We start from the raw sequence: 23,228 nt of genomic DNA on the forward strand, positions 1-23,228 counted from the left end.
GGTGTTCCGGGGCGGCGCGTCTCTTTTCTGCCGTGTATCGCCGTCGTCTGTTACTGCAGGAGGCGCGCCCGACGCGAGCGCTGCAGGAGCAGAAGGCATGCCCCGATCAGGAGGATGAGTCCCGATGCGAACAGACCACCGATCGGTTCGACACCCGTCTCTGCCAGGTCAGCGTCGCCGTCGGATGCACCGGGCTGGCCGATGGGCGTCGCGCCACCCGGGGCGTTCGGACCGGCAGGAACCGGCGCGGGCGTGGCCGACGGGTCGCCGGGCGTTCCGGGGGTCGGCGCGGGCGTCGGCGTCGGGTCGACCGGAGCCGCGGCGATGGCGAAGGCCACCGTCACGGGGTCGGAGGCCCGCGTGCCGAGCGCTTGCACGGCCTCGTAGGAGTAGGAGCCCGAGGCCGTCAGCGGCGTGGGGAACGAGTACGACCAGGTGCCGTCCTCGGCCACGACGGTCGCGGCATCCAGGGCCATCACGCGGGCGTTCGACTCGACGCGCGCGGTCATGGGCTCGGCGTCGGTGACGCCTCCGTCGATGCGCACCTCGGCACCGGGCAGGCCCGTTCCCGAGAGCGTGGTGACACGGGAGCCGGCCTGAAGGGTGCCGCTCGGGGCATCCGTGACCGTGAAGCCGGTGAGGTCGGCGCGCGAGGTCAGCCACTCGGCCGGGCCCGTCGCGTGGTCGATGATGCGGGTTTCACCCACGCAGCCGTTCCAGCCGTTGCGGGCGGCGTCGTCGACCCAGTCCGAGCCGATGATCCACGGCATGTCCGGGTTGGCCGAGATGCCGGCGGCGTCGACCGCGTTGCGCAGAACGGGTGCACCGTCGACGTACATGGTGATGGTGCCCTTCTCGGCGTCGCTCACGACGGCCACGTGCGACCAGGAGTCGACCATGATCTCGCCCGACCAGTTGGTGCGGTCGCCCTTGGTGGGGTCACCCGGAACGGTCGTCCACTGGAACTCGCGCAGGTTCGAGATGCCGAGGGCCGTGGGCGAGGCCGTCCAGTCCCACTGCGTCTTGGCGAAGCCGTCGATCTTCGAGCGGTTGCCCGTGTGGGTCAGGAATTTCGACCACTGGTTGGCGGCGGGGGTCCACTCGGGGCTCATCTTCACGAACGTCTCGATCGTGTAGCCCTTCGAAAGGTCGGCGTTGTTGACCGGGGCATCCTTGTCGGTCGTGAGGTAGCTGTAGCGGCTGCCCGACGAGTTGGTGAAGCACGCACCCGCCTGGTCGGCCGAGTAACCGTGCACGTCATCGGACTCGATGGTGACGTCCGAGAGCTCGGTGCCCACCGAGTTGGTGGCGGTGGGGTCGGCGCGGTGCAGGTCGTTCGACCCGTCGCCCGCGACATCCGGAATGGTCACATCGGTGCCCACGACGCCATCGAGGCCGTTGAACTGCCAGTGCGCGAGCGTGCCCGGGACCTCGGGGTAGTCGGCCGGCGAGCCCGGGAATTCGGTCGTGATGGGGTCGGGGCCGACGAAACCGTCGAGCAGGATGTCGCGCGCCTTCTGGCCGAGCGACGGGGTGTCGGCGGGGCCGGCGGCGAACGTCGGGTTGAAGCCCTTGAACCGCTCGGAGAAGTCGATGGGCAGGCTGAACTGCTGCTGCGAACCCTCGAGGAACGGCTGGTCGTAGCTCGTCAGGGTCTCCTGCGGCTTCCAGGTCACCCACGGCGAGGCCGTCTGCACGTTGATCACGTCGTTCGTCAGGTCGAACTCGTAGAGGCCCAGGTAGCCGTCGCCGCCTTCATAGGCCATCTGGTAATCGATGACGACCTCGGTGACCGTGTGACCGAAGTCGTTGGTCTTGTCGAGGCGCGACGAGCCGTGGAAGTGGCCGTTCAGCGTGAGGAAGATCTGGTCGTGGTTCTTGATGAGTTTGTCCCACAGGCGCAGGCCATAGTCGGTCTCGCGGGGCGTCTCGCCGTCGGGCGCGATGTCGATCACCTGGTGCGTGGTCAAGATGACGGGCACGGTGGGATGCTGCGCCATCACGTCGGCGGCCCACGCGAGCGTCGCATCCGAGGCACGCCACGAGAGCGCCAGCACCATGTACTTCTGGCCGTCGGCCTCGAAGATGTGGAACTGGTTGAAGCCCGTGGGGTCGCTGCCCTGGAAGGTCGACACGTTCTGCGCGCGATTCGGGCCGAACCACTTCAGGAAGGGCTCGTTGGCGAGGTTGTACTGGTCGTCGAAGAGGTTGTCGTTGCTGTCGCGCACGTCGTGGTTGCCGGCGAGGATCGAGTAGGGCAGCTTCGCCTCGTCGAGGTTCTTCATGGCGTTATCAGCGGCGATCCACTCGTTGTTCACGCCCACGCGGTCGACGACGTCGCCGAGGTGGGTGACGAACGGGATCTGCAGCGCGTCGGCGTTCTTCGCGAGCCAGTCCGTCTGCACCGAGAACGGGTCGTCGCCGTAGCGCGGGATGAACTGGTCGGCCGAGTAGCGCGAGTAGAACTGCGTGTCGGGCAGCACGGCGAGCGTGAAGCGCGACGCGTCGGTGGTGGCGCCGGGGGCGGGCGCTGCGGCCGCGGCGACGGGGGATGCCGCTGCGGCAGTTTCGGCGGGCAGGGTGGCGGGCGTCGGGGCGGCGGATGCGGGAGCGGCGGCGATGAGGCCGGCCCCCAGACATCCGACCAACGCCGCCGCGGGGAACGCGGAGAGGAGTCGAGGAGTTTTCACGCTCGCCAGCCTCGGGGAGGGCATCGACCGGGCGCTGGCCGCGTGGCAAACTGGCCCCCATCCGGGGGTGAACAACGGGTGTCTGCGTGCGCGGAGTGACTCGGCCGGCTGAAGCGTACGGCCCTACTGCGGCTGCGTGAACAGCCCAGCCGGGTCGTACTTCTTGCGTGCCGCCTGCAGCCGCGCCTTGTTCGCGCCGAAGTAGGCGGTGTCGGGGTCGGCGATCGAGGCATCCGAGTAGTTCACGTAGGCGCCATCGCCCCAGTGTGGCTGCATGGCCTGACGGAACCCGCGCGCGTAGGTGTCGAACGGTGCGGGATCGGCGCCGTTCTCGAACGTGGCCGTGTATTGCACGGTGGCGAGCGCATCGCGCCACGGGAACGCGGTATCGCCCGCGCCGACCTTCGCGACCTGCCCGCCGAGCGCGTCGATCGACACGCCACCCTCGATCATCCCGCTCACCTGCCCCGCCGCCGTCGCCTGGCCGACCAGGGCCTGGATGCCGGCCGCGTCGAGCGGTGCCTGCGCGATATGCGAGGTTGCCCCGAACGACTCGCGTTTCAAGCTGCCGCCCGGGCCCGTGTTGCACTGCGCGACCGCGATGTTCGAGCATCCGGCGTAGATCGCCATGGCCTGCCCGTAGTCGTGCGTCGACGACGTGTTGGTGCTGGGCTTCACAGCATTCGTGAGACCTGCCAGCTGTGCGGCGAGCTGCGCGGGCGCGCCCAACCAGGTGCCCGACATGGTGATCGCCGGGCCGGTCGGATGCTTCACGGGCCCGCCCAGCAGCTTCAACGTCGACCAGAGACCCGGGTCGGTCTGGGGCATCCAGCTCTGCCACGCCTCGACCACGGCAGCGGCCTGCGCGAACGGCCAGGAGAGGAAGAACATGGTGACGGTGGGCGCCGCCTGCGTCTGGAACGTGAACGACGTGACCACGCCCAGGTGCCCGCCACCCCCGCCGCGCAATGCCCAGAACAGCTCGGGTTCGTTGGCCGTCGAAGCCGTGACGACCTTGCCGTCGCCGGTGACGATCTCGATGGCCGTGACCTGGTCGCACGTCAGCCCGAAGGTGCGCGTGAGCACGCCGACGCCGCCGCCCAGGGTGAGCCCGGCGACACCGACTGTGGCACACGACCCGGCCCCGATGGCCCGACCCTCGGCCGAGAGCGCGGCATACACGGATGCGAGCGCCGCCCCCGACCCGATCGTTGCCGTCCCGTCGCTGCCGACCGTCACCTGGTTCAGCGGGCGCACGTCGATCACGAGCGACGGTGGCACATCGGTTCCACTCGCCCCACCCGCCGAGTATCCGGGATAGCTGTGACCGCCCGACCGGATGGCGAGTGGCACGGCATGAGCGGTCGCGAACGTGATCGCGGCCGCCACATCATCCGCGCTCGAGGCCTCGAGGATGGCGAGCGGTTGGGCGTCGTCGAAGCGCGGGTTCTCGACGAGCTTGAGTTGCGCATAGTCGGCGTCGGCCGGCAACACGAGCGCGCCCTTCAGCTGCGCCGCGAACGCCTGCCAATCGGCCGCCGTCGCGGTCTTCACGGCCGTCGGCGCGGCCGCGCCCGTGGGACTCGCGGTGGGCGTTGCGGGCGATGTGCACCCCGAGAGCATCAGCGTCGCGCCCGCGAGCAGAATCGCCTGGCGCCTCGTCAGTTCGGCCATGACCGGAGCCTACTGCGCGAGCGCCGCGCGCGGCAGGACCTCTCCCCCATCCGTGAGTCGGCGTCACGATCGGCCGCTATAGTCGTCTCAGTGACACGGGGTGCCCGCACGATTGCGGGCTGAGAACACACCCGTCGAACCTGATCTAGTTAGAACTAGCGAAGGGATGTCCGCGGATGAGCATTCGCCCAGGCACCAGTACGACCCTGCCCACCACCGGCCCGTTCTCGCCGGCCGCTCACCTCGAGCGGATGCGTTCGACCGCTCCGCTCGTGCAGTGCATCACCAATCACGTGGTCACCAACATCACCGCGAACGTGCTGCTCGCTCAGGGCGCCTCCCCCGCCATGGTCGACATCCCCGTCGAGGCCGGCCTGTTCGCACGCATCGCCTCGGGCCTGCTCATCAATTTGGGAACCCCGACATCCGAGCAACGGGATGCCGCGCGCGAGGCCGCGGTCGCTGCATCCGAGGCGGGCACACCGTGGGTGCTCGACCCCGTCGCCATCGGAGCGCTTCCCGTGCGCACCGAGCTGGCCCGAGAGCTGGTCGCAATGCGGCCGAGCGTGATCCGCGGCAACCCGTCAGAAATCCTGGCGCTGGCCGGCGCGGGCGCGGGTGGTCGCGGCGTCGACTCGGTGGCCGGCGCCGACGACGCGCTCGAAGCGGCCCGGATGCTCGCGCGCACGCACGGCAGCATCGTGGCCGTCTCGGGCGCGGTCGACCTCGTGACCGACGGCGAGCGCGTGGCCCGTCTGGCGAACGGAACCGAACTGCTGACGCTCATCACGGGCGGCGGATGTGCGCTCGGTGCGACCATCGCCGCCTACCTCTCGGTCGCCCACGATGGCGACTTCTTCGAGGCCACGGTAGCCGCGGTGACGAACTACACCGTCGCCGCCGAGGTCGCCGCCGGGGTCGTCGCCGAGGTCGCGGCCGAGGCGACCCGTGGCGCGGGGCCCGGCTCCTTCGCGGTCGCCTTCATCGACGCCCTTCATGCCCTCGACGCCGCAACTGTCGTCGACCGCGCGGTGCGTTCGTGACCGCGCGTCACGCCCTCGATCTCTCCCTCTACCTCGTCACCGACACGGCCCTGTGCGGCGAGCGCGGTGTCGCGGCGACGGTCGAGGCGGCCGTGCGGGGAGGGGCCACGACCGTGCAGGTGCGCGCGAAGGACAGCAGCGCGGCCGAGGCCCTGCAGCTGCTCCTCGCCGTGGCGCAGGCGTGCAATGGCCGGGCTCCCGTGCTCATGAACGATCGCGTCGACGTCTTCCTCGCCGCGCGCGCCCGGGGTGCGGCGGTTCACGGCGTCCACGTGGGCCAGAGCGACCTGCCGGCGACAGATGTGCGGCAGATCGTGGGCGAGACGGCGATCGTCGGGCTCACGGCATCTTCCTTCGCCGAGGTCGAGACGGCAAACGCGTTGCCCGTCGGCGTCGTCGACTACCTGGGCATCGGGGTCATCCGGGCGACCACCACGAAACCCGACCACCCCGAGCCGATCGGTGTCGCGGGGTTCGGCGAACGCCGGGCCGCGAGCCGCCTTCCTGCCGTGGCCATCGGCGGCATCGGGTTCGACGACCTTCGCCCGTTGCGTGATGCCGGAGCCGACGGCGTCGCGGTCGTCTCGGCACTGTGCGCGGCCCCCGATCCGGAACGCTCCGCCCGCGAGCTGCGAGAGGAGTGGGCACGATGAACGGCGATTCGACCATCCGCAGCGACTCGCGCGCACAGCATGACTCGACCGCGCCCCACGACAGGATCGGCGCCGCCGACATCCCTCGCGTGCTGAGCATTGCGGGCACCGACCCGACGGGCGGCGCCGGCATCCAGGCGGACCTCAAGAGCATCGCGGCGAACGGCGGCTACGGCATGGCCGTGGTCACGGCGCTGGTCGCTCAGAACACCTGCGGTGTTCGCTCGGTCCACACCCCACCCGCGGCGTTCCTCGGCGAACAGCTCGACGCGGTCAGCGACGACGTCGAGATCGACGCGGTCAAGATCGGCATGTTGGGCGACGAGACGACGGTCGCGGTGGTGGACGAGTGGCTCGCCCGCATGCGCCCGCCCCTCGTCGTGCTCGACCCCGTGATGGTGGCGACGAGCGGCGACCGTCTGCTCGACGCCCGCGCCGAGGATGCCGTGCGGCGGCTCATCGAGCGCTGCGACCTCGTCACCCCGAACCTCAGCGAGCTGGGCGTGCTGGTGCGCGAACCGACGGCATCGACGTGGGCGGAGGCACTCGACCAGGCGCGCCGCCTCTCCGAGAGTTCGGGCGCGATCGTGCTGGCCAAGGGCGGGCACCTGGCGGGCGACGACTGCCCCGACGCCCTCGTCGACGTCGCATCGCGCGGACGTATCCCCGACGGGCTCGCCGAGGTTGCCGGCATCCGCGCGGCCACACGCAACACCCACGGCACGGGATGCTCGCTCTCCTCAGCCCTCGCCACCCAGCGTGCCCGCACCGATGACTGGGTCGCCGCCCTCGTCGCGTCGAAGGCCTGGCTGCTCGACAGTCTGCGCTCCGCCGACGACCTCCACGTGGGCCGCGGCAACGGCCCGATCAACCACTTCCACTCCCTGTGGGCCGATGCCGCGGCGACCTCCTCCCGCGCTGCGCGATAGCCACTGCCCGCCGACCCAACAGACCACGCAGAAAGAACCTCATGCTCCTCTCCGAACAGACCGTCCTCGTCACGGGCGCCGGTCGCGGCCTCGGCAACTCCATCGCTCGCGCGTTCGCCCGCGAAGGCGCCCGCGTCGTCGTCAACTACCGCTCGTCGCGTGCCAGCGCCGAAGCCCTTGCCGACACGCTCAACGCCGGCTCGAGCATCCTGCGTGCCGTCGCGCTGCAAGCCGACGTCACCTCACCCGACGACGTGGCGGCGCTCTTCTCGGCCGCCCACGCCCACTTCGGCCACCCCATCACGACCGTCGTCAACAATGCCCTCGCCGACTTCTCCTTCAACGGCGACGCCCGCGCATCCGCCGACACCATCGGCTGGGATGCTTTCGCCGCCCAGTTCGAGGGCACGGTCCGGGCCACCCTCAACACGACGCAGGCCGCCCTGCCCGCAATGCGCGCGGCGGGCTTCGGCCGCCTCATCACCATCGGCACGAACCTGTTCCAGAACCCGGTCGTGCCCTACCACGACTACACGGCGGCGAAGGCGGCGGTCCTCTCCCTCACGCGCACGCTCGCGGCCGACCTCGGCCAACACGGCATTACGGTCAACATGGCGTCGGGCGGCCTTCTCCGCACCACCGACGCGAGCGCCGCCACCCCCGAGGCCGTCTTCGACGCCATCGCCGCCGCCACCCCGCTCGGCCGCGTCGTCACCCCCGACGAGTTCGCCGACGCCGTCCTCTTCTTCGCGAGCCCGCTCTCCCGCTCGGTCACGGGCCAAAACCTCGTCGTCGACGGCGGCCTCGTCAAAAACTGATGTCGAACCATCGGCGCGCAGATCTCACGAGGTAGGAATCGAAACCTGCGCGCGCCATTCTGTCGAGGCCGAGAGGTCGGTCGTCAGCAACCCGGTGACGCCCAGGTCGGCGAACGACGCGGACGGCACAAACCGCCGGAGGTAGTCACCCGCCGCGGTCACGCAAAACAGCAACGCCTGCACGTCATCGAGGCCGAAAGTCGTCAGCGTCTCGACGATGCCGCCGTCCTCGCCCGTAAACCGGTACGCGAACGCAGGCGCATCGTCGTCGCCTCGGAGGATCTCTAGCGTCAACGCGCCACTATCGGTCGCGAACTCACGTCGTGCGACGACAATCAGATAGCGCTCTTCCATTTGCTGCTTCATGTGGAGCCTCCTTATAGCGCTCTCCAACATATCGACATGCACGGATGTTTTCTGACGGTCTTCCGGGGGACCGACGCGACACACGACCGGACGCGGGGCCGACGACAAGAGAATGCGGTGCCGCCCACGCAGGGATGGCACCGCATTCACGTCTCGTCGAGGATCAGCTCTCGCCGATGGCGATCGCCTCGGCCTCCTCGAGTTCAGATTCGATGGGGGCGTTCACGCGAGCGAGCGCCTTGCGGCCGAGCAGCACGATGAGCATGGCCACGAGGGCCGAACCGGCCGCGGCGTAATACGGCACCGACGGCGTGAAGATCTTGGCCAGCTCGGACGCGACGGGCGGGGCAACGGCTCCGCCGAGGAAACGCACGGCCGAGTAGGACGACGACGCCACCGAGCGGGGCAGGTCGGTCGCCTCCATGACGCATTCGGTCAGCACCGTGTTCATAATGCCGAGGATGAGCCCGCCGACGATGACGCAGACGATCAGTCCCGCCTTGACGTCGATCAGCAGCCCCGCCGCGATGAGGTCGAGCGACAGCAAGATGAGCGTCATCCAGAGCACGCGGGTGCGCGGCATCCGGGCGGTGAGAACGGGGGCGACGAGCACGCTCGTGACGGCCAGCCCGATGCCCCAGCCGAAGAACACGAAGCCCAGTTGCAGGGCGGGCAGCTCGAGCGGGAACGGCGTGTAGGCCAGCAGCACGAAGAACGCGATGTTGTAGAACAGCGCGGTCGCGGCGAGCACGGCCAAAGCCGGCCGGCCGAGCGCCTTGAACGGGGCCGACAGCTTGATGGGCGTGGGCTTCGTCTCTTCTTTACCCAGCAGCACGACGATGGCGATGAAACCGACGGCCATGAGCACGGCGGTGCCGAAGAACGGTCCGCGCCAGCTCCACGAGCCGAGCAATCCGCCGAGCAGAGGCCCGATGGCGATACCGAGACCGAGCGCAGCCTCGTAGAGGATGATGGCGGTCGACGTTCCCCCGGATGCCGCACCCACGATCGTGGCCAGCGCCGTCGAGATGAACAGGGCGTTGCCGAGACCCCAGCCGGCGCGGAAGCCGATCACGGATTCGACGTTGCCCGACAGCCCGGCCGCCAGCGCGAAGGCGACGATGAGCGCGAGGCCGATGAGCAGCGTGCGCTTGGCGCCGATGCGGCTCGACAGCCAGCTCGTGAAGAACATGGCCACACCGGTGACGACGAGGTAGCTGGTGAACAGCATCTCGGCCTCGGTGGGCGTGGCCTGCAGGTCGGCAGCGATGGCCGGCAGGATGGGGTCGACGAGGCCGATGCCCATGAACGCGATGACGCTCGCGAAGGCGACGGCCCACACCGACCGGGGCTGCTTGAGAACGGCGCCGAGGCCGGCGCTCTGGTGGCCCGCCATCAGGCGTCGTCCCGTTTGGAGAGGAGCGTGCCCACGGCGACGCGCTGCTGCAGAATGCGCGTGGCCTCGGTCAGGTGCTCGGTCTCTTCGGCCGTGAGGTCGGAGAAGTGCGGCACGAGGGCCTCGGCGAGGGTGTCGCGCCACTCGTGCAACGCCTTCTCCCCCTTGGGCGTGATGGCGATCTGCCACGCGCGCCCGTCATCGACGTCGACGATGCGCTTGACCCAGTCGACCTGGTCGAGGTTGCGGATGATCTTCGTCATCGTGGGCTGCGACACGCGGCTCTGGCGGGCGAGCTCTCCGAGACGCACGGGGCCCAGCGAGACGAGGGTCGAGAGCGTGCGCCACACGGCGGGCGATTCTGCGCTCTCGGTGGACTGCGCGGCGAGGCGGGTGAGACGGTTGGCGACGGTCACGAGATCGCCGAGGAGGAGGGGTAGCTGTTCGGCGGAGACTCCCGGCTCTGCCTTCTGATCTACGGTAAGCATTACTCGATTATATACATAGCCTGGCTATGCAATGCGTCGCATCTCTGTCAGCGAACCGTCGGGCACACGCATCCGGAAACGCCGATAGGCGCCACCCCGTGTGGGATGACGCCTATCGAACTGAGACGAGCGGATGACCGGAGCCACCCGACCGAACCCGAGTAAGAGGCCCTCTCGGGCCCTGATTACTTGAGGGTAACGGTTGCGCCGGCCTCTTCGAGCGAAGCCTTTGCCTTCTCGGCAGCTTCCTTGGTCGCGCCTTCGAGGACAGCCTTGGGGGCTCCGTCGACGACGGCCTTGGCCTCGCCGAGGCCGAGGCTGGTGAGCTCGCGCACAACCTTGATGACCTGGATCTTCTTGTCGCCGACCGACTCGAGAACGACGTCGAAGGAGTCCTTCTCTTCGACCTCTTCAGCAGCGGCGCCGGCAGCAGCCGGACCAGCAACGGCGACGGGGGCGGCCGCGGTGACCTCGAAGGTCTCCTCGAATGCCTTGACGAACTCGGAGAGCTCGATGAGGGTCAGGCCCTTGAACTGCTCGAGCAGCTCTTCAGTTGACAGCTTTGCCATGATATTTCTCCCTTTGTCTGTGATGTACTCAACCGCGTGTCTAGGTGAAACCTAGGACGCGGACTCCTGCTTCTCACGCAGCGCGTCGACCGTGCGAACGGCCTTCGACAGCGGTGCGTTGAACAGATATGCGGCTCCGAACAGCGAGGCCTTGAAGGCGCCGGCAAGCTTGCCGAGCAGAACTTCGCGGGACTCGAGGTCGGCGAGCTTGCCTACCTCTGCGGCGGACAGCGGGTTACCGTCGAAGTAACCGCCCTTGACCACCAGGAGAGGGTTTGCCTTGGCAAAGTCGCGCAGACCCTTCGCAACGGCGACCGGGTCACCGTGAACGAATGCGATGGCGGACGGACCGGCGAGCTCGTCGTCGAACGACGAGATGCCAGCGTTGTTCGCCGCAATCTTGGTCAGCGTGTTCTTCACCACGGCAAAGGTTGCGTCCTCACTGATGGACTTGCGCAGCGTCTTGAGCTGAGCAACAGTGAGACCGCGGTACTCGGTCAGCAGAACGGCAGTCGAGCTCTGGAATTTCTCCGTGAGTTCGGCAACCGAGGCTTCCTTGTTCGCCATGGCCACTCCTTATGTATTAGTTCCGTAACGCGGTGAGCGTTACGTGACCAGGCCACCGGCAACTCTGTTGGAGTCACACCCGCACATGAAAAAAGCTCCGGCGCAAGCGCTCGGAGCAGAATGACGATCTCGGGAAAAACCCGAACCATCGAAAACTTCGAATCACCTGCGCGGGCGTTCTCGTGAGAGAGCCTTAGTTCGTCGTGCATTGCTGCACTCGGATAACCAGCGGTCTTTGGTCCTGGATCAGAGTACGCGAGCGGATGCCGTGGCGCAAGTTCGGCCGCGACATCCGCTCGTCATTCCGTCGTGGCGCGCGGCGTCACTCCGGCGAGCGGAAGGGTGACGCGGAAAACGGTGCGGCCCGGGCGACTCTCGGCCGTCACCGTTCCGCCGTGCGCCTGCACGACACCCTGGACGATGGCGAGGCCGAGACCCGTCGACCCCGTGGCCCGCGAGCGGGAGTCGTCGCCGCGCGTGAAGCGTTCGAACAGGTGGGGCGTGAGCTCGGGGTCGATGCCCGGGCCGTCGTCCGAGATCTCAATAACGGCCGTGGATGCTTCGCCGAGCGCGAGCGATGCCGTCACCGTGGTGCCGGCGGGCGTGTGCACGCGCGCGTTGCCGAGCAGGTTGGCCACGACCTGGTGCAGGCGCGGGGCATCCCCGACCACGCTGATGGGCTCGTCGGGGATGTCGAGCTCGAAGACGTGGTCGGGCGCCGCGGCATGCGCGTCGTTGACGGTGTGGATGAGGAGGTCGGTCAGGTCGACGGGCGCGCGGTCGAGCTCGCGCCCCTCGTCGAGGCGGGCGAGCAGCAGCAGGTCCTCGACGATGGTGGTCATGCGGCCCGACTCCGACTGGATGCGGCCGAGCGAGTAGTTGACGTCGTCGGGCAGGGCGTCGCTGTGCCGCGTGGCGAGCTCGGAGTATCCGCGGATGGAGGCGAGCGGCGTGCGCAGTTCGTGCGAAGCATCCGAGACGAACTGCCGCACCTTGCTCTCGGAGGCCTGACGGGCTGTGAGCGCCGAACCGACGTGCCCGAGCATCCGGTTGATGGAGGAACCGACGCGGCCCACCTCGGTGCGGGGGTCGGCGTCGGCGTCGGCCACGCGCACGCCCAACGCCACCTCTCCGCGGTCGAGCGGCATCTGCGACACGGCCGCGGCGGTGGCGGCGACCCGGTCGAGCGGGCGCAACGACAGACGCACGATGAGCCAGGCCACGAGGCCCGCCAGCACGGCGCCGAAGAGCGAGATGAGCAGCACGATGAGCACCTGCTGCGAGACGGTGGCGTCGACCTCGTCGAGCGGCAGGCCGAAGATGTAGTCGCCGTAGGGCGTCGGCACCACGACCATGCGGTAGTCGCCGAAGTCCCCGCCGAGGCTGACCGTGCGGGGCCGCTCGATCTGGATGACTCCGTCATAGCCGGGCGTGCCGGACGACGCCGCATCGACCTCGGCCGCATACGCCGCGAGCGCACGGCCCTGGGCGGCGGGCAACGTGTAGGCCGCCCCGTGCGCCACATAGCCGGCGTCGATGAGCGAACCGTTGCGGTAGATGGCGCCGATGAAGCCCTGCGAATAGCCGGGGCGCTGGATGAACCCGGGGGGCGTCGTGTAGGTGTCGGAATTCGTCGATCCTGTGCCGGGCTCCGAGCCCGAAGACGTCGCTCCGCCGCGGCTCACGACCTCGCGCAGTTGGTTGTCGACGCCCGCGATAAGGAGGGATTGCGTCGAGAGCACGGTGGCGAAGCCCACGATGAGGCTCGCGATGGCGAGCAGCGCGATGACCGCGACCGTGAGCTGGCGGCGCAAAGTCCACGGCAGGCCGAGAGCCCGGCGCCAGAACGCGGGGCGCGGTTCGGCGGGCGTTGCAGGGGGCGTGGTCACGCGCCATCCGCCGGTTTGATCATGTAACCGACGCCGCGGATGGTGTGGATCATGGCGGGGCGCCCGGCGTCGATCTTTTTGCGCAGATAGGAGATGTAGATCTCGACGACGCTGGCCTTGCCGCCGAAGTCGTAGCTCCACACGCGGTCGAGGATCTGACTCTTCGAGAGCACGCGGCGCGGGTTGCGCATGAGGTAGCGCAGCAGCTCGAATTCGGTGGCGGTGAGCTCGATGGGGGTGCCGTCGCGGTAGACCTCGTGGCTGTCCTCGTTGAGCGTCAGGTCGCCGACCTGCACGGTGGGGCCGTCGTTGTTCACAGCGAGCAGCGTCGACCGGCGGATGAGGCCCCGCAGGCGCGCGACGAGCTCTTCGAGGCTGAACGGTTTGGTGACGTAGTCGTCGCCGCCCGCGGTGAGCCCCGCAATGCGGTCGTCGAGGGAGTCCTTGGCGGTGAGGAAGAGCACGGGCATATCGTCGCCGTTCGCACGCAGGCGGCTGAGGATCTGCAGGCCGTCGAGATCGGGCAGCATGATGTCGAGCACGACGGCGTCGGGGCGGAAATCGCGCGCGGCGGCGAGCGCGGCCTGGCCGGTGGCGGCGGTGCGCACCTCCCAGCCCTCGTAGCGCAGGGCCATCTTGAGCAGATCGGTGAGGGTGGCCTCGTCGTCGACGACGAGCACGCGAACGGGCGAGCCGTCGGCGCGAGTGAGGGCGGTGCGGTGGGCGCTCGAGGCGAAGGGTGTGTTACTCACAATCTTCAGTATGGGCATCTTCCTATGAGCGGTCTATGAGCCAGCCAGATGCTCGCCGACATAGAAAGCGCATAGGAATCGGCGTGGTCGGTCATAGGCCGTCTTCCTACCTTCTGGAGTGCGGCACCTCGGCCGCCCCAACGTCAGAAGGAACCTTCATGTTTGGCACCTATCTTCGGCGCGAGCTGATCGGCAGAAGAAAACAGACCATCATCATCGCCATCGGCATGGCCCTCGCGATCGCGCTCGTCATCATCGTCAACTCGGTCTCGGCCGGGGTGAGGAATGCTCAGACGACGGTGCTGCAATCGGTGTACGGCGTCGGCACGGACATCACCGTGAGCCAGGCCGCCACTCCCCCGACCGAGGGCGGCACCGACGGCCCGGGCCAGCGATTCGATTTCGGGGCGGATGCCGGAGCCACCACTGACGGATCGACGACGGTCGCGACATCCCGCCTCGAGGCCGGCCGCGGAACCACCACCTTCGCGGCCTCCGACCTCGACAAGGTCACGGCCCTGCAGGGTGTCTCAGGCGCCGCCGGAACCCTCGCTCTGACGAACACGACGTTCGACGGTGAGTTGCCGGACTTCTCGCAGATGCAGGCGCCCGGGGCGACCGGCTCCGACGCGGGCACGGGCACGGACTCGGGCACCGATTCCGGCACGGGCACGGCCCCTCAGGGCGGCGCGGATGGCGCGGGCGGCAGCTCCTTCAACGTGGACTCGTTCACGGTGCTCGGCCTCGACCCCACGTCCGATGCCGTCGGCCCCCTCTCGGCCGTGACCCTGACGGACGGACGCGGGCTCGAAGCATCCGACACCGGCACCGACATTGCCGTACTCGATGCCACCTACGCCACGGCCAACGACCTCGCCACGGGCGACACCCTCGACATCGGCGGCACGACGTTCACGGTCGTGGGCATCGTCGGCGCGACGGGTAGCGACGCCGAGACCGCGTCGAACGTCTACATCCCGCTCGACCGCGCGCAGGCCATCTCGGGCCTGACCGACCAGATCTCGACCATCTCGGTGCAGGCGTCGTCGTCGACCGAGATCGCCGCCGTGAAGGCCGCCATCGAGAAGGACCTGCCCGACGCCACCGTCTCGACGCAGGAGGACCTCGCCTCGAGCGTTTCGGGTTCGCTGTCCTCGGCCTCCGGCCTCGTCTCGAGCCTCGGCACCTGGTTGTCGATCATCGTGTTGGCCGCGGCCTTCCTCATCGCCATCCTCTTCACCATCTCGGGCGTCTCGCGGCGCACGCGAGAGTTCGGCACGCTCAAGGCCATCGGATGGTCCAACCGCCGCATCGTGGGCCAGGTCGCCGGTGAATCGGTCGTGCAGTCGCTCATCGGCGGCGCCGTCGGCGTGGCCGTCGGACTCCTCGGCGTGGTCGTGGTGAACCTGTTCGCCCCCACCCTCACGGCCTCGGCCAGTTCGACCACCGCGGGCGGCGGCATGCCGGGAGGCGCACCCGGCGCAGCAACGGGTTCTGCCGCAGGCGAAGCGACGGCCACGATGCCCGGTGGCGGTTTCGGCGCAGGTCAGGCGGCGGCATCCACGACCGACGTCGTGTTGAACGCGCCCGTCACGCCCCTCATCATCGTCATCGCCGTGGCCCTCGCGGTGGTCGGCGGCCTGCTCGCCGGCGCGATCGGCGGATGGCGCGCCTCCCGCCTGCGCCCCGCCGAGGCCCTGCGCTCGGTCGGTTAGACCCCACGCCCCTCCCTGTTATTACTTCTCCTCAACGAATCCCAGGAGCATCCGATGTACACCCTCACCTCCCTCAGCAAGACCTATTCGCAACCCAAACGCACCGTCACGGCGCTGAAGGGCGTCGACCTCACCATCCCCGACGGCCAGCTCGTCGCTATCCAGGGCCCCACGGGCGGCGGCAAGTCGACGCTGCTGCAGATGCTCGGGGCCCTCGACCGGCCCACCTCCGGCTCGATCGCGTTGCGTGGCGACGACCTGTCGACGCTCAGCGAGGCGAAGCTCGCCACCATCCGGGCATCCGAGATCGGCTTCGTCTTCCAGGGCTTCAACCTCATCCCCACCCTCACGGCGCTCGAAAACGTCGAGATGGCGCTGGTTCCCGCAAAAGTGCCGGCTCAGGAGCGCGCCCATCGGGCCACCCAGGCGCTCGAATCGGTGGGCCTCGGCGAGCGCGTCACACACCTGCCCAACGAGCTCTCGGGCGGCCAGCAGCAGCGCGTCGCCATCGCCCGCGCGCTGGTCAAGAACCCGAAAGTGCTCCTCGCCGACGAGCCCACGGGCAACCTCGACGAACAGACGCGCGACGAGATCATGCAGCTGCTAGAGGGGCTTTGGCGCGACCAGAACCTCACGGTCATCATCGTCACGCACGATTCAGCGGTGGCCAAACGCGCCGAGCGTCGACTGCGCATCGCGAACGGCACGATCAGCGAAGTGGCCTGAATAACCGAAAAAACCCCGATCGGATGCTGAGAACCCCTACGATATTGGATGCCCACCGTGGGCGCTCTGCCACCTCCCCTGAAAGGGACACAATGACAAACGCTCCCCAGTACCAGTCCGCCCCCGGCCAGCAGGCCACGCCCGCCGATTACCCCGGCAAGACCCTGGGCCTCGTCGGCTTCATCCTCAGCATCGTCGTGCCGGTCGTCGGCCTCATCCTGAGCCTCGTCGCCCGTTCGCAGTCGAAGAACGCCGGCTTCGAGAACAAGTGGGCCAAGATCGGCATCATCGTCGGCATCATCCTGACGATCCTCGGCATCATCGGTTTCATCATCAACATGGCGGTCCTGCTGCCCATGCTGCAGCAGTACTAAATCGCGACAGCACCACCAGCGCGACAGTACGAGCAGGGCGGTACTCCGGAGACGGGGTGCCGCCCTTCGTCGTGTGGCCGGGCGGGCGGCCCCGCGAGCGGTGGGTAGTCCTGCCCCTGGCGGCCCGGTAGCCATCCGTGTTTAGAGTGGGGTGGACGAGCCGACCCCGGCCCCATTCATCATCAGGAGACGCCGTGATCACATCGCCTTCCGCGCCCGCGCGCCTCCCCTTTCCCGGCTGGCCGCTGTGGCTCATCTTCGGGCTCGGCATCATCCCGAGCCTCCTCGCCCTGCTCGTGCTCGGCCTTGCCAAGGATGCATCCATCGACACGGCCGCCCGGCAAGCACCCCTCGTCGACCGAACCGTCGTCGTCACGGGCACGCTCGACTCGATCGACACGACCTCGGGCATGCCGAACGTGACGGGCTACTACACACTCGAGGTGCCGGCAGAGGCTGAGGGCGGAACGCCCATCGAGCTCACGGCGCGCGGCGGCACGAACTGGGGTTTCCCGCCCTCGAAAGACTTCCCCGAGCAGATGTCGTTCCTGGTCGAGCGGGGTGCCGACCCGACGGTCGTGGACAGCGGCCGCCTCGGCAGCCTCAAGCCAGTTACCGCGGCTAGCGCGCGCGGGGACCGAATGGATGTCGTCATCGCCGTCGCCGCATGGGTGATCTCCATCATCCTCTTCTGGGTGTGCGCCCTCGGCCTGCCCATCCTCGCGGTCGTACAGACCATCCGCCGCCGTCGCGCCCGCGTCGAACAGGCCGTCGCCGCGGGCGGACACCGCTGGACGCAGCCCTACCCCAAGCGCGGCTGACGCCACCCTCAGCATGGGTAGTCCTGCCCGTGGCCCACCCGACGCCCCGCCGCTACGTTCGACATATGACGACCAGCACCACGCCCGCCGCCGACACTCCCGCCCCCGCCAGCCCCTCGGCCGCTCGCCGACCGCGTCGCCGTCTGCGCATCGAGCTGTCACCCCTGCGCTGGACACAGGTCGGATTGGCTGCCCTCGCCGTGCTGTCGGTGCTCGTCGGCGTCGGCTACATCCTGCCGGCCGTACCGAACAAGGGGCCCACCTACGAACTGCCGGAGTCGTTCACGGCCAAGACCGACGACGGCCGCAGCATCACGTTCACGGCCGAACGCGGCATACGCTTCGGCCTCCTGCGCCAGGACACGTCCCAGGGCTACCGCGCCGACATCCTCGAGGTGAAGACGCCGAAACCGTCGTCGACCGAGTTCCCGTTCTCGGGAGAGACCTTCGGTCGGCACGAGCGCAACGAAATCACGCTGTCGTACGCCCGGATCGCCCAGCGCAGCAGCCAAAAGGGCCCGAACCCGCCCGTCACCGACACATTCGGTGACGTCGACACGATCTACGTCGCCTCCGAGAGTCTGTTTCCCGGCCTCACCGAGCGCGAGATCGAAGATCTGCCCGACGATGCGATGACACTGACGAGCGATATCGACACGATTCAGAACATCCGGTACGCCTACGGCCCCGCCGAGAACGCCGATGATGCCAGCGAGTGGTGGGTCACCTTCAACTACGACGCCCTGCAGAAGGCGGGCAAGACCAACCTGCTCTACCCGCTCGAGTGGTACACCAACCCGCTCTTCCCCGAGCTGCGCCGCATCGCGCCCTGGGTGGCCGGTTACGCGGTCCTCGCCGCGCTGCTCGCGCCGATCCCCTTCGGCATCGCCCGCCGCCTGCGCGAGCGCCGCGACGACAAGGATGCAGCCTCGGCAGGTTAACAAACGGCGACTCCCGGCCCGCCTCGCGCCAGACGGCAGCGCTTCTGCCTAAGATCGCCGAGGGCAGATCACCGGAGGTACGCGTGTCGGCATACGACATCGACGAATACGACGACGTGCGACACGAGCACATCGACGCCGACGCGATCCGGCGACGGCGAGAACCCGACGGCCGCGGCGGATGGATCACGCTCGGCATCGTGCTCATGGCCCTGTTCATCACGATCCGACTGGTCGCGCAGGCGGCCAACATCGAGATCGGCGAGCCGCTCCGCGACTTCTTCACGCTGTCGATCAGCGTGGTCGTCGAGTCGCTGCCGTTCGTGTTCCTCGGCATCCTGCTGTCGATCTTCGTGCAGATCTGGTTGCCCGAGAACTTCCTGCTGAAACGGCTGCCCCGCAACCCGTTCCTCCGGCGCATGGTGCTGTCGCTGCTGGGCGTGCTCTTCCCCGTCTGCGAGTGCGGCAACATGCCCCTCGCGCGCGGCCTCATGTTGAAGGGCCTGTCGACGGCCGACGCCATCACGTTCTTGCTCGCGGCGCCCATCCTCAACCCGATCACGATCATCACGACCTATCAGGCGTTCGGGTGGAACGACGGCATCCTCATCTCGCGCATCATCGGCGGTTTCGTGATCGCGAACCTGGTCGGCATGCTCATCAGCCGTCACCCGAAGCCGGATTCCCTCATCACGCCGGGGTTCCAGGCCGCGTGCGCCAACCAGGGCCACGGGCACGACCAGGGCCGCCGCACCACCCGCAGCGTGCGCGCCTTCGCCGAGGAAAGCTCGGCAATGTTGCCGGCGCTGTTCATCGGTTCGGCCATCGCGGGCGCCATCCAGGTGGGCATCCCCCGAGACTTCCTCGTCGCGCTCGGCTCGAACCCCATGCTCTCGGTCATCGCGCTCGTGCTGCTGGCCTTCGTGATCTCGATCTGCGCCAACGTCGACGCCTTCTTCATCCTGTCGTTCGGGGCCTCCTTTATGCCCGGCGGAATCGTCGCGTTCCTCGTGTTCGGTCCCATGATCGACATCAAGATGCTCACGCTCATGCGCACGACCTACACGACGCGCGCGCTCGTCCTCATCACGGCCCTCGTCGCGGCGGGCGCCATCATCCTCGGCCTGGCAGTGAACCTCCTTGCATAACAACTTCCTCCGGCGCTGGGTCGGGCCGGTGCTCGCCCTCATCGGAATCGTCGCCATGCTGTGGCTCGGGCTGACGGGCAAACTCGAGCTCTACATCCATCCCCGCTATGTCGTGTTCACCGTCGTCATGGCGGTCATCGGCCTGGTCTTCACGCTCGCGTCGTTCTTCATGGCGCCCCAGTGGCGAGACAAACACACGCATGACGAGGATGCTTCGGCCGGCACTTTCGGCCAGAACCCCGCGACGCCCTCCCTCACGACGTCGGCCCCGGGTGGCTCCGGACACGCGTCGTCGTCGGGAGCGCCCGGAACGACGTCGAGACGCGCTCGGCGCGCAGACCGTGGGGCTCGAGCCGGAGCCGCCCGAAGCGGACGCGCCCGCCGCGTCGCCAAGGCCACGGCCCTGCAGCTGAGCGCCGCCGCCATCATCGTGGCCGCGATTTTCGCCATGCTCGTGCTGCCGCCCGCGCCCCTCTCCCTGTCGGCGGCCGAGCAGCGCAGCGTCAACAGCTCGGTCGGCAGCGCGCCCGTCGCCCCTATCAGCGACGAACAGCTGGCCAGCATCGACACCTCCACCTTCACGGTCAAGGAGTGGACGACCTATCTGAACATGGGTGTGAGCGCCGAGTTCCTGGCCGAGAACCCCGTCGACGTGACGGGCTTCGTGAGCGCCGACACCAACGATCCCGACAACGTCTTCTTCGTGACGCGTTTCTCGATCACGTGCTGCGCCGTCGACGCCAGTCCCCTGGGTCTCGCGGTCTACCACCCGAACTGGCAGAACGAGCTCACCGAGGGCAAATGGGTGCGCGTGCGCGGGGGCATCGTGCCCAATCCGAGCGCTTTCAGCACCGAGACGTATGCGGTCGTGCCGACCGACGTCGAGCCCGCCGACGATGCGACGGAACCGTATGTCTTCTAGTGTCCCCGCGTCTCCGCCGTCGCGGAGCACGAAGCGCACACAGCGCACCCCGGCGCAGCGCTACCGGCGCCTCGTCGTCGCGACCTTCAGTGTGCTCGTGCTGCTGCTCGGCGGCCTCACACTCGCCAACTTCGGCCTCGCGCCCGCGCTCGAGCAGGCGCGCTTCGACGCCACGACGCTCACGCAATCTCGCGGCCAGACGGTCGAATTCCAGGCCAACCAACCGCTCGCCGACGCCGGAAAAATCACGGTAAAACCCGAGACCGCCTTCACCACCTCGCTCGACGATCGCACGCTCGTCGTCACCTTCCCCGAGCCGCTGCTCTCCGACACCGACTACACGATCACGGCCTCGGATGTCGGGGGCTCCCAGACCTTCGGCCGCGCCACGTTCGAGACCTCCTTCAGCACGCCCGGCTCGGAGATCCTCACGCTGATCGACGGCGCGAGCGCCCCCGGTACCGGCACTGAGAGCGACACGGGCCGCGACACCATCCGACGCACGCTTCTGACCGACTCGTCGCACGAGGACATCCTCGAGGCCGACAGCATCGACGAGTTCGTCAGCACGGGTCAACTCGTCATCGCCGCCGTGACGAGCGACTCCGGCATCCGCTCGCTCATCGTGCACCGCCTGCGCGACGGCTACGAGGAGCGCGTGCGCCTGCCGGCCGGGTCGAGCGCTGTGCAGCTGCGGTCGTCGCCCACCACCAACCTGTTCGGCTTCGTGCAGCGCACGCCGGGCGCGAGCGACACCCTCACGCTCTACGACACCACCGATCTGACGCAGCCTCAGTATGTCCTGGGCGCGACCGAGGGCATCCCCGAGAGCATGCTCGAGTGGCGTTTCGTGCCGAACACCTCGCAGCTCATCGTGCAATCGGACAAGCAGGCCCTCAGCCTGATCGACCCGGCCGGCGCCCAGCCGCCCCTGCCGCTCGGTTTGCATGCCGACATCCGCGCCTTCATCCCCGGCACGCTGTCGTTCGCGGTCTCCGACCCGACCGGCGGTTCGATCGTCAACCTGCAGACGGGCGAGACCACGCCCCTCGAGGCCATCGCCAACCCCGATGCCGCCGGCGAACCCGACCGTCTCGCCGTCGTCTCGGTGCCAGAGGGTGGCGGCCCGGCCAGCCTCGTCGAATCGCGCGTCGTGCGCGACCCCGCAACCTTCGCCGACCTGCGCTACGCCGTCTACAGCCTCACCCCCGACGGCGCGCGCATGCTCTACGACCGCCCCGCGTCGAGCGGCGAGGTGCGCTCCCTCTGCCTCTCCGACAACGGGCAGTACCTGGCCATCGACGTGCGCCCCAACATCGGGGATGCCGACGCCGCCGCTTCCGAAACCGCCACCGCCCCCGGCGCCCAAACCCTCATCACCGACCTGCGCACGCAGAAGGACGTCGGCGTCGTCGAGGGTGCCTCGGCCGACTGGTGCCTCTGAGGTTCTGTATCGTGAAGTGGTCGGCGGTGGGCCGATAGCCGAGCGGAGGCGGAGTTCGACATGACGGTTGCTCAAGACGTGACGCGCCGCGAGGCCATCGCGGAGTATCAGATCCTCGACCAGCCGCCCGAGCCCGATCTGCTGGGCCTCGTGCAGCTCGCCGCCACGGTCTGCGGCGTTCCGACGGCCGTCATCAATATCATCGACGATCGCTCTCAGCACCAGATCGCGGCCATCGGCATGCAGGCCTCGACCTGTTCGCGCGAAGACTCGATGTGCGCGGCCGTGCTGCAGAACCCGGGTCTCGTCGTGGTGCCCGACGCGCGCGACGACGACCGTTTCGCGGCCAACCCGTTCGTCACGGGCGTGATCGGCAACGTGCGTTTCTACGCATCGAGCCCGCTCATCACGCCGCAGGGTGTGTCCATCGGCACCATCTGCATCTTCGACGAGCAGACGGGTGATCTCACGCCCGAGCGCCGCGATTCGCTCAACCTCATCGCGCACCAGGTGATCGACGTGCTCGAGCTGCGCCGCATCGCCACCGAGCTGAACCGGTCCAATGAGCAACTCGAGCGTTTCGCCGCCCAGGTGAGCCATGATCTGAAGAACCCGCTCATGGCCGTCTCGGGCTTCATCGAGCTGGCCGCCGACAGCCCCGAGATGGCGGATGCCCCGCAGGCCACCGAGTCCCTGGCGCGCGCCGAATCCGCGGCCACGCGCATGGGCACGATGATCGGCGACCTGCTCGACTACGCCCGCGCGGGTGGCGCACGCCCCCGCCAGGACGACGTCGATGTGCAGCACATCGTGCGCGCCGTGGTCGACGACCTGTCCACGGCCATTGCCGCGTCGGGTGCGCGCATCGAGGTGGATGCGGCAATCCGACTCACGGGCGACGCGACGCTCCTGCGTGCCCTCGTGCAGAACCTCGTGGCCAACGCCATCAAGTTCACGAGCGCCGCGGGCGTCGAGCCATACATCGTGATCGTCGCCGAGACGCTCGTGGGCGGCTGGCGCCTGTCGGTCGACGACAACGGCCCGGGTGTCGCGCCCGAGGACCGCGAACGCGTCTTCGACCTCATGGACCGGGGATCCTCAGACGATGTGCCCGGCCTCGGCATCGGCCTCTCGACCTGCCAGCGCATCGTCGAGGCACACGGGGGCTCGATCGGCATCGGCGAATCGGCCCTGGGTGGCGCGAGCGTCTGGGTCGTGCTGCCGCGGCCGGGCATCGCCTCCCGCCCGACCGACGCCGTCACCCCCGAAGCCTCCCGGCCCGACTCGGTCTGATCCCATTCGC

At 68.5% G+C, this 23,228-nt stretch carries 22 protein-coding genes and 1 riboswitch; of the genes, 13 read left to right on the forward strand and 9 right to left on the reverse strand.

Annotation, left to right across the window (positions count from 1 at the left end; translation table 11 throughout):
- Nucleotides 1-50: 50 nt before the first annotated feature.
- A complete protein-coding gene (locus ALI44B_RS06720) occupies nt 51-2,690 on the reverse strand; it encodes a LamG-like jellyroll fold domain-containing protein (protein ID WP_202969358.1) in 2,640 nt (879 codons plus the stop codon).
- A gap of 123 nt (nt 2,691-2,813) precedes the next feature.
- Nucleotides 2,814-4,364, reverse strand: coding sequence for an FAD-binding oxidoreductase (locus ALI44B_RS06725; RefSeq protein WP_077053836.1), 1,551 nt, complete (start codon nt 4,362-4,364; stop codon nt 2,814-2,816).
- A gap of 86 nt (nt 4,365-4,450) precedes the next feature.
- Nucleotides 4,451-4,548: riboswitch (TPP riboswitch) on the forward strand.
- Here ALI44B_RS06725 and thiM point away from each other — a divergent pair.
- The 4 genes from thiM to ALI44B_RS06745 all read left to right on the forward strand — a co-directional run bounded on the left by thiM (nt 4,541) and on the right by ALI44B_RS06745 (nt 7,807).
- Nucleotides 4,541-5,407 (forward strand): hydroxyethylthiazole kinase, encoded by an 867-nt coding sequence (gene thiM, locus ALI44B_RS06730; protein WP_077053837.1) that lies wholly within the window; start codon nt 4,541-4,543, stop codon nt 5,405-5,407. It overlaps the preceding riboswitch by 8 nt.
- Nucleotides 5,404-6,060 (forward strand): thiamine phosphate synthase, encoded by a 657-nt coding sequence (gene thiE / locus ALI44B_RS06735; RefSeq protein WP_077053838.1) that lies wholly within the window; start codon nt 5,404-5,406, stop codon nt 6,058-6,060. The genes thiM and thiE overlap by 4 nt, the downstream gene beginning before the upstream one ends.
- Nucleotides 6,057-6,989 carry a bifunctional hydroxymethylpyrimidine kinase/phosphomethylpyrimidine kinase gene (gene thiD / locus ALI44B_RS06740; protein WP_083709619.1) on the forward strand — a complete coding sequence of 311 codons (933 nt, stop codon included), beginning with the start codon at nt 6,057-6,059 and terminating at the stop codon, nt 6,987-6,989. Before thiE ends, thiD begins: the two co-directional genes overlap by 4 nt.
- 41 nt (nt 6,990-7,030) lie before the next feature.
- Nucleotides 7,031-7,807 carry a 3-oxoacyl-ACP reductase gene (locus ALI44B_RS06745; RefSeq protein ID WP_077053839.1) on the forward strand — a complete coding sequence of 259 codons (777 nt, stop codon included), beginning with the start codon at nt 7,031-7,033 and terminating at the stop codon, nt 7,805-7,807.
- Nucleotides 7,808-7,831: 24 nt separating this feature from the next.
- Here the strand turns inward: ALI44B_RS06745 and ALI44B_RS06750 are convergent, their stop codons facing one another.
- The 7 genes from ALI44B_RS06750 to ALI44B_RS06780 form a co-directional block, all read right to left on the reverse strand.
- Nucleotides 7,832-8,173, reverse strand: coding sequence for a hypothetical protein (locus tag ALI44B_RS06750; protein WP_143459019.1), 342 nt, complete (start codon nt 8,171-8,173; stop codon nt 7,832-7,834).
- Nucleotides 8,174-8,336: 163 nt separating this feature from the next.
- The gene (locus ALI44B_RS06755) at nt 8,337-9,569 is read right to left on the reverse strand and encodes an MFS transporter (protein WP_077053841.1); all 1,233 of its coding nucleotides are present in this window, start codon (nt 9,567-9,569) and stop codon (nt 8,337-8,339) included.
- A complete protein-coding gene (locus ALI44B_RS06760) occupies nt 9,569-10,057 on the reverse strand; it encodes a MarR family winged helix-turn-helix transcriptional regulator (RefSeq protein ID WP_077053842.1) in 489 nt (162 codons plus the stop codon). The genes ALI44B_RS06755 and ALI44B_RS06760 overlap by 1 nt, the downstream gene beginning before the upstream one ends.
- Nucleotides 10,058-10,242: 185 nt before the next feature.
- Nucleotides 10,243-10,626 carry a 50S ribosomal protein L7/L12 gene (gene rplL / locus ALI44B_RS06765; protein ID WP_077053843.1) on the reverse strand — a complete coding sequence of 128 codons (384 nt, stop codon included), beginning with the start codon at nt 10,624-10,626 and terminating at the stop codon, nt 10,243-10,245.
- A 51-nt stretch (nt 10,627-10,677) separates the two neighbouring features.
- On the reverse strand, nt 10,678-11,193 hold the full coding sequence (gene rplJ, locus ALI44B_RS06770) for a 50S ribosomal protein L10 (protein ID WP_077053844.1): 516 nt from the start codon (nt 11,191-11,193) through the stop codon (nt 10,678-10,680).
- Between the two features lie 299 nt (nt 11,194-11,492).
- On the reverse strand, nt 11,493-13,082 hold the full coding sequence (locus ALI44B_RS06775; protein WP_238592103.1) for a sensor histidine kinase: 1,590 nt from the start codon (nt 13,080-13,082) through the stop codon (nt 11,493-11,495).
- Entirely contained in the window at nt 13,079-13,834 is a 756-nt protein-coding gene (locus ALI44B_RS06780) for a response regulator transcription factor (RefSeq protein WP_238592109.1), read from the reverse strand. The genes ALI44B_RS06775 and ALI44B_RS06780 overlap by 4 nt, the downstream gene beginning before the upstream one ends.
- A gap of 158 nt (nt 13,835-13,992) precedes the next feature.
- On the opposite strand from ALI44B_RS06780, the gene ALI44B_RS06785 reads away from it, so the two are divergent.
- From ALI44B_RS06785 to ALI44B_RS06825, 9 genes are all read left to right on the forward strand, one after another.
- Nucleotides 13,993-15,549, forward strand: a complete 1,557-nt coding sequence (locus tag ALI44B_RS06785; protein WP_077053846.1) for an FtsX-like permease family protein — start codon at nt 13,993-13,995, stop codon at nt 15,547-15,549.
- Between the two features lie 54 nt (nt 15,550-15,603).
- Nucleotides 15,604-16,275, forward strand: a complete 672-nt coding sequence (locus ALI44B_RS06790; RefSeq protein ID WP_077053847.1) for an ABC transporter ATP-binding protein — start codon at nt 15,604-15,606, stop codon at nt 16,273-16,275.
- A 92-nt stretch (nt 16,276-16,367) separates the two neighbouring features.
- The gene (locus ALI44B_RS06795) at nt 16,368-16,649 is read left to right on the forward strand and encodes a DUF4190 domain-containing protein (protein WP_077053848.1); all 282 of its coding nucleotides are present in this window, start codon (nt 16,368-16,370) and stop codon (nt 16,647-16,649) included.
- 194 nt (nt 16,650-16,843) lie between these two features.
- Nucleotides 16,844-17,470 (forward strand): hypothetical protein, encoded by a 627-nt coding sequence (locus ALI44B_RS06800; protein ID WP_077053849.1) that lies wholly within the window; start codon nt 16,844-16,846, stop codon nt 17,468-17,470.
- A 65-nt stretch (nt 17,471-17,535) separates the two neighbouring features.
- Nucleotides 17,536-18,411, forward strand: coding sequence for a hypothetical protein (locus ALI44B_RS06805; RefSeq protein WP_077053850.1), 876 nt, complete (start codon nt 17,536-17,538; stop codon nt 18,409-18,411).
- 83 nt (nt 18,412-18,494) lie between these two features.
- Nucleotides 18,495-19,559, forward strand: coding sequence for a permease (locus tag ALI44B_RS06810; RefSeq protein ID WP_238592112.1), 1,065 nt, complete (start codon nt 18,495-18,497; stop codon nt 19,557-19,559).
- Nucleotides 19,552-20,481 carry a TIGR03943 family putative permease subunit gene (locus ALI44B_RS06815; protein ID WP_143459021.1) on the forward strand — a complete coding sequence of 310 codons (930 nt, stop codon included), beginning with the start codon at nt 19,552-19,554 and terminating at the stop codon, nt 20,479-20,481. The genes ALI44B_RS06810 and ALI44B_RS06815 overlap by 8 nt, the downstream gene beginning before the upstream one ends.
- Nucleotides 20,471-21,925, forward strand: coding sequence for a hypothetical protein (locus ALI44B_RS06820; protein ID WP_077053852.1), 1,455 nt, complete (start codon nt 20,471-20,473; stop codon nt 21,923-21,925). The genes ALI44B_RS06815 and ALI44B_RS06820 overlap by 11 nt, the downstream gene beginning before the upstream one ends.
- 60 nt (nt 21,926-21,985) lie before the next feature.
- Nucleotides 21,986-23,218 (forward strand): sensor histidine kinase, encoded by a 1,233-nt coding sequence (locus tag ALI44B_RS06825; RefSeq protein ID WP_077053853.1) that lies wholly within the window; start codon nt 21,986-21,988, stop codon nt 23,216-23,218.
- Nucleotides 23,219-23,228 lie beyond the last annotated feature (10 nt).

The sequence above is a fragment of the Leifsonia sp. ALI-44-B genome, assembly GCF_001984125.1.
Taxonomy (GTDB): domain Bacteria; phylum Actinomycetota; class Actinomycetes; order Actinomycetales; family Microbacteriaceae; genus Okibacterium.

What these genes read in the sequence shown, in the direction of transcription:
- ALI44B_RS06785 (WP_077053846.1), top strand. Translation starts at nt 13,993, where the DNA reads ATGTTTGGCACCTATCTTCGGCGCGAGCTGATCGGCAGAAGAAAACAG.
- ALI44B_RS06750 (WP_143459019.1), bottom strand. Translation starts at nt 8,173, where the DNA reads ATGAAGCAGCAAATGGAAGAGCGCTATCTGATTGTCGTCGCACGACGT.
- ALI44B_RS06755 (WP_077053841.1), bottom strand. Translation starts at nt 9,569, where the DNA reads ATGGCGGGCCACCAGAGCGCCGGCCTCGGCGCCGTTCTCAAGCAGCCC.
- thiD (WP_083709619.1), top strand. Translation starts at nt 6,057, where the DNA reads ATGAACGGCGATTCGACCATCCGCAGCGACTCGCGCGCACAGCATGAC.
- ALI44B_RS06795 (WP_077053848.1), top strand. Translation starts at nt 16,368, where the DNA reads ATGACAAACGCTCCCCAGTACCAGTCCGCCCCCGGCCAGCAGGCCACG.
- ALI44B_RS06790 (WP_077053847.1), top strand. Translation starts at nt 15,604, where the DNA reads ATGTACACCCTCACCTCCCTCAGCAAGACCTATTCGCAACCCAAACGC.
- ALI44B_RS06745 (WP_077053839.1), top strand. Translation starts at nt 7,031, where the DNA reads ATGCTCCTCTCCGAACAGACCGTCCTCGTCACGGGCGCCGGTCGCGGC.
- rplJ (WP_077053844.1), bottom strand. Translation starts at nt 11,193, where the DNA reads ATGGCGAACAAGGAAGCCTCGGTTGCCGAACTCACGGAGAAATTCCAG.
- ALI44B_RS06725 (WP_077053836.1), bottom strand. Translation starts at nt 4,364, where the DNA reads ATGGCCGAACTGACGAGGCGCCAGGCGATTCTGCTCGCGGGCGCGACG.
- ALI44B_RS06825 (WP_077053853.1), top strand. Translation starts at nt 21,986, where the DNA reads ATGACGGTTGCTCAAGACGTGACGCGCCGCGAGGCCATCGCGGAGTAT.
- rplL (WP_077053843.1), bottom strand. Translation starts at nt 10,626, where the DNA reads ATGGCAAAGCTGTCAACTGAAGAGCTGCTCGAGCAGTTCAAGGGCCTG.
- ALI44B_RS06820 (WP_077053852.1), top strand. Translation starts at nt 20,471, where the DNA reads ATGTCTTCTAGTGTCCCCGCGTCTCCGCCGTCGCGGAGCACGAAGCGC.
- thiM (WP_077053837.1), top strand. Translation starts at nt 4,541, where the DNA reads ATGAGCATTCGCCCAGGCACCAGTACGACCCTGCCCACCACCGGCCCG.
- ALI44B_RS06805 (WP_077053850.1), top strand. Translation starts at nt 17,536, where the DNA reads ATGACGACCAGCACCACGCCCGCCGCCGACACTCCCGCCCCCGCCAGC.
- ALI44B_RS06760 (WP_077053842.1), bottom strand. Translation starts at nt 10,057, where the DNA reads ATGCTTACCGTAGATCAGAAGGCAGAGCCGGGAGTCTCCGCCGAACAG.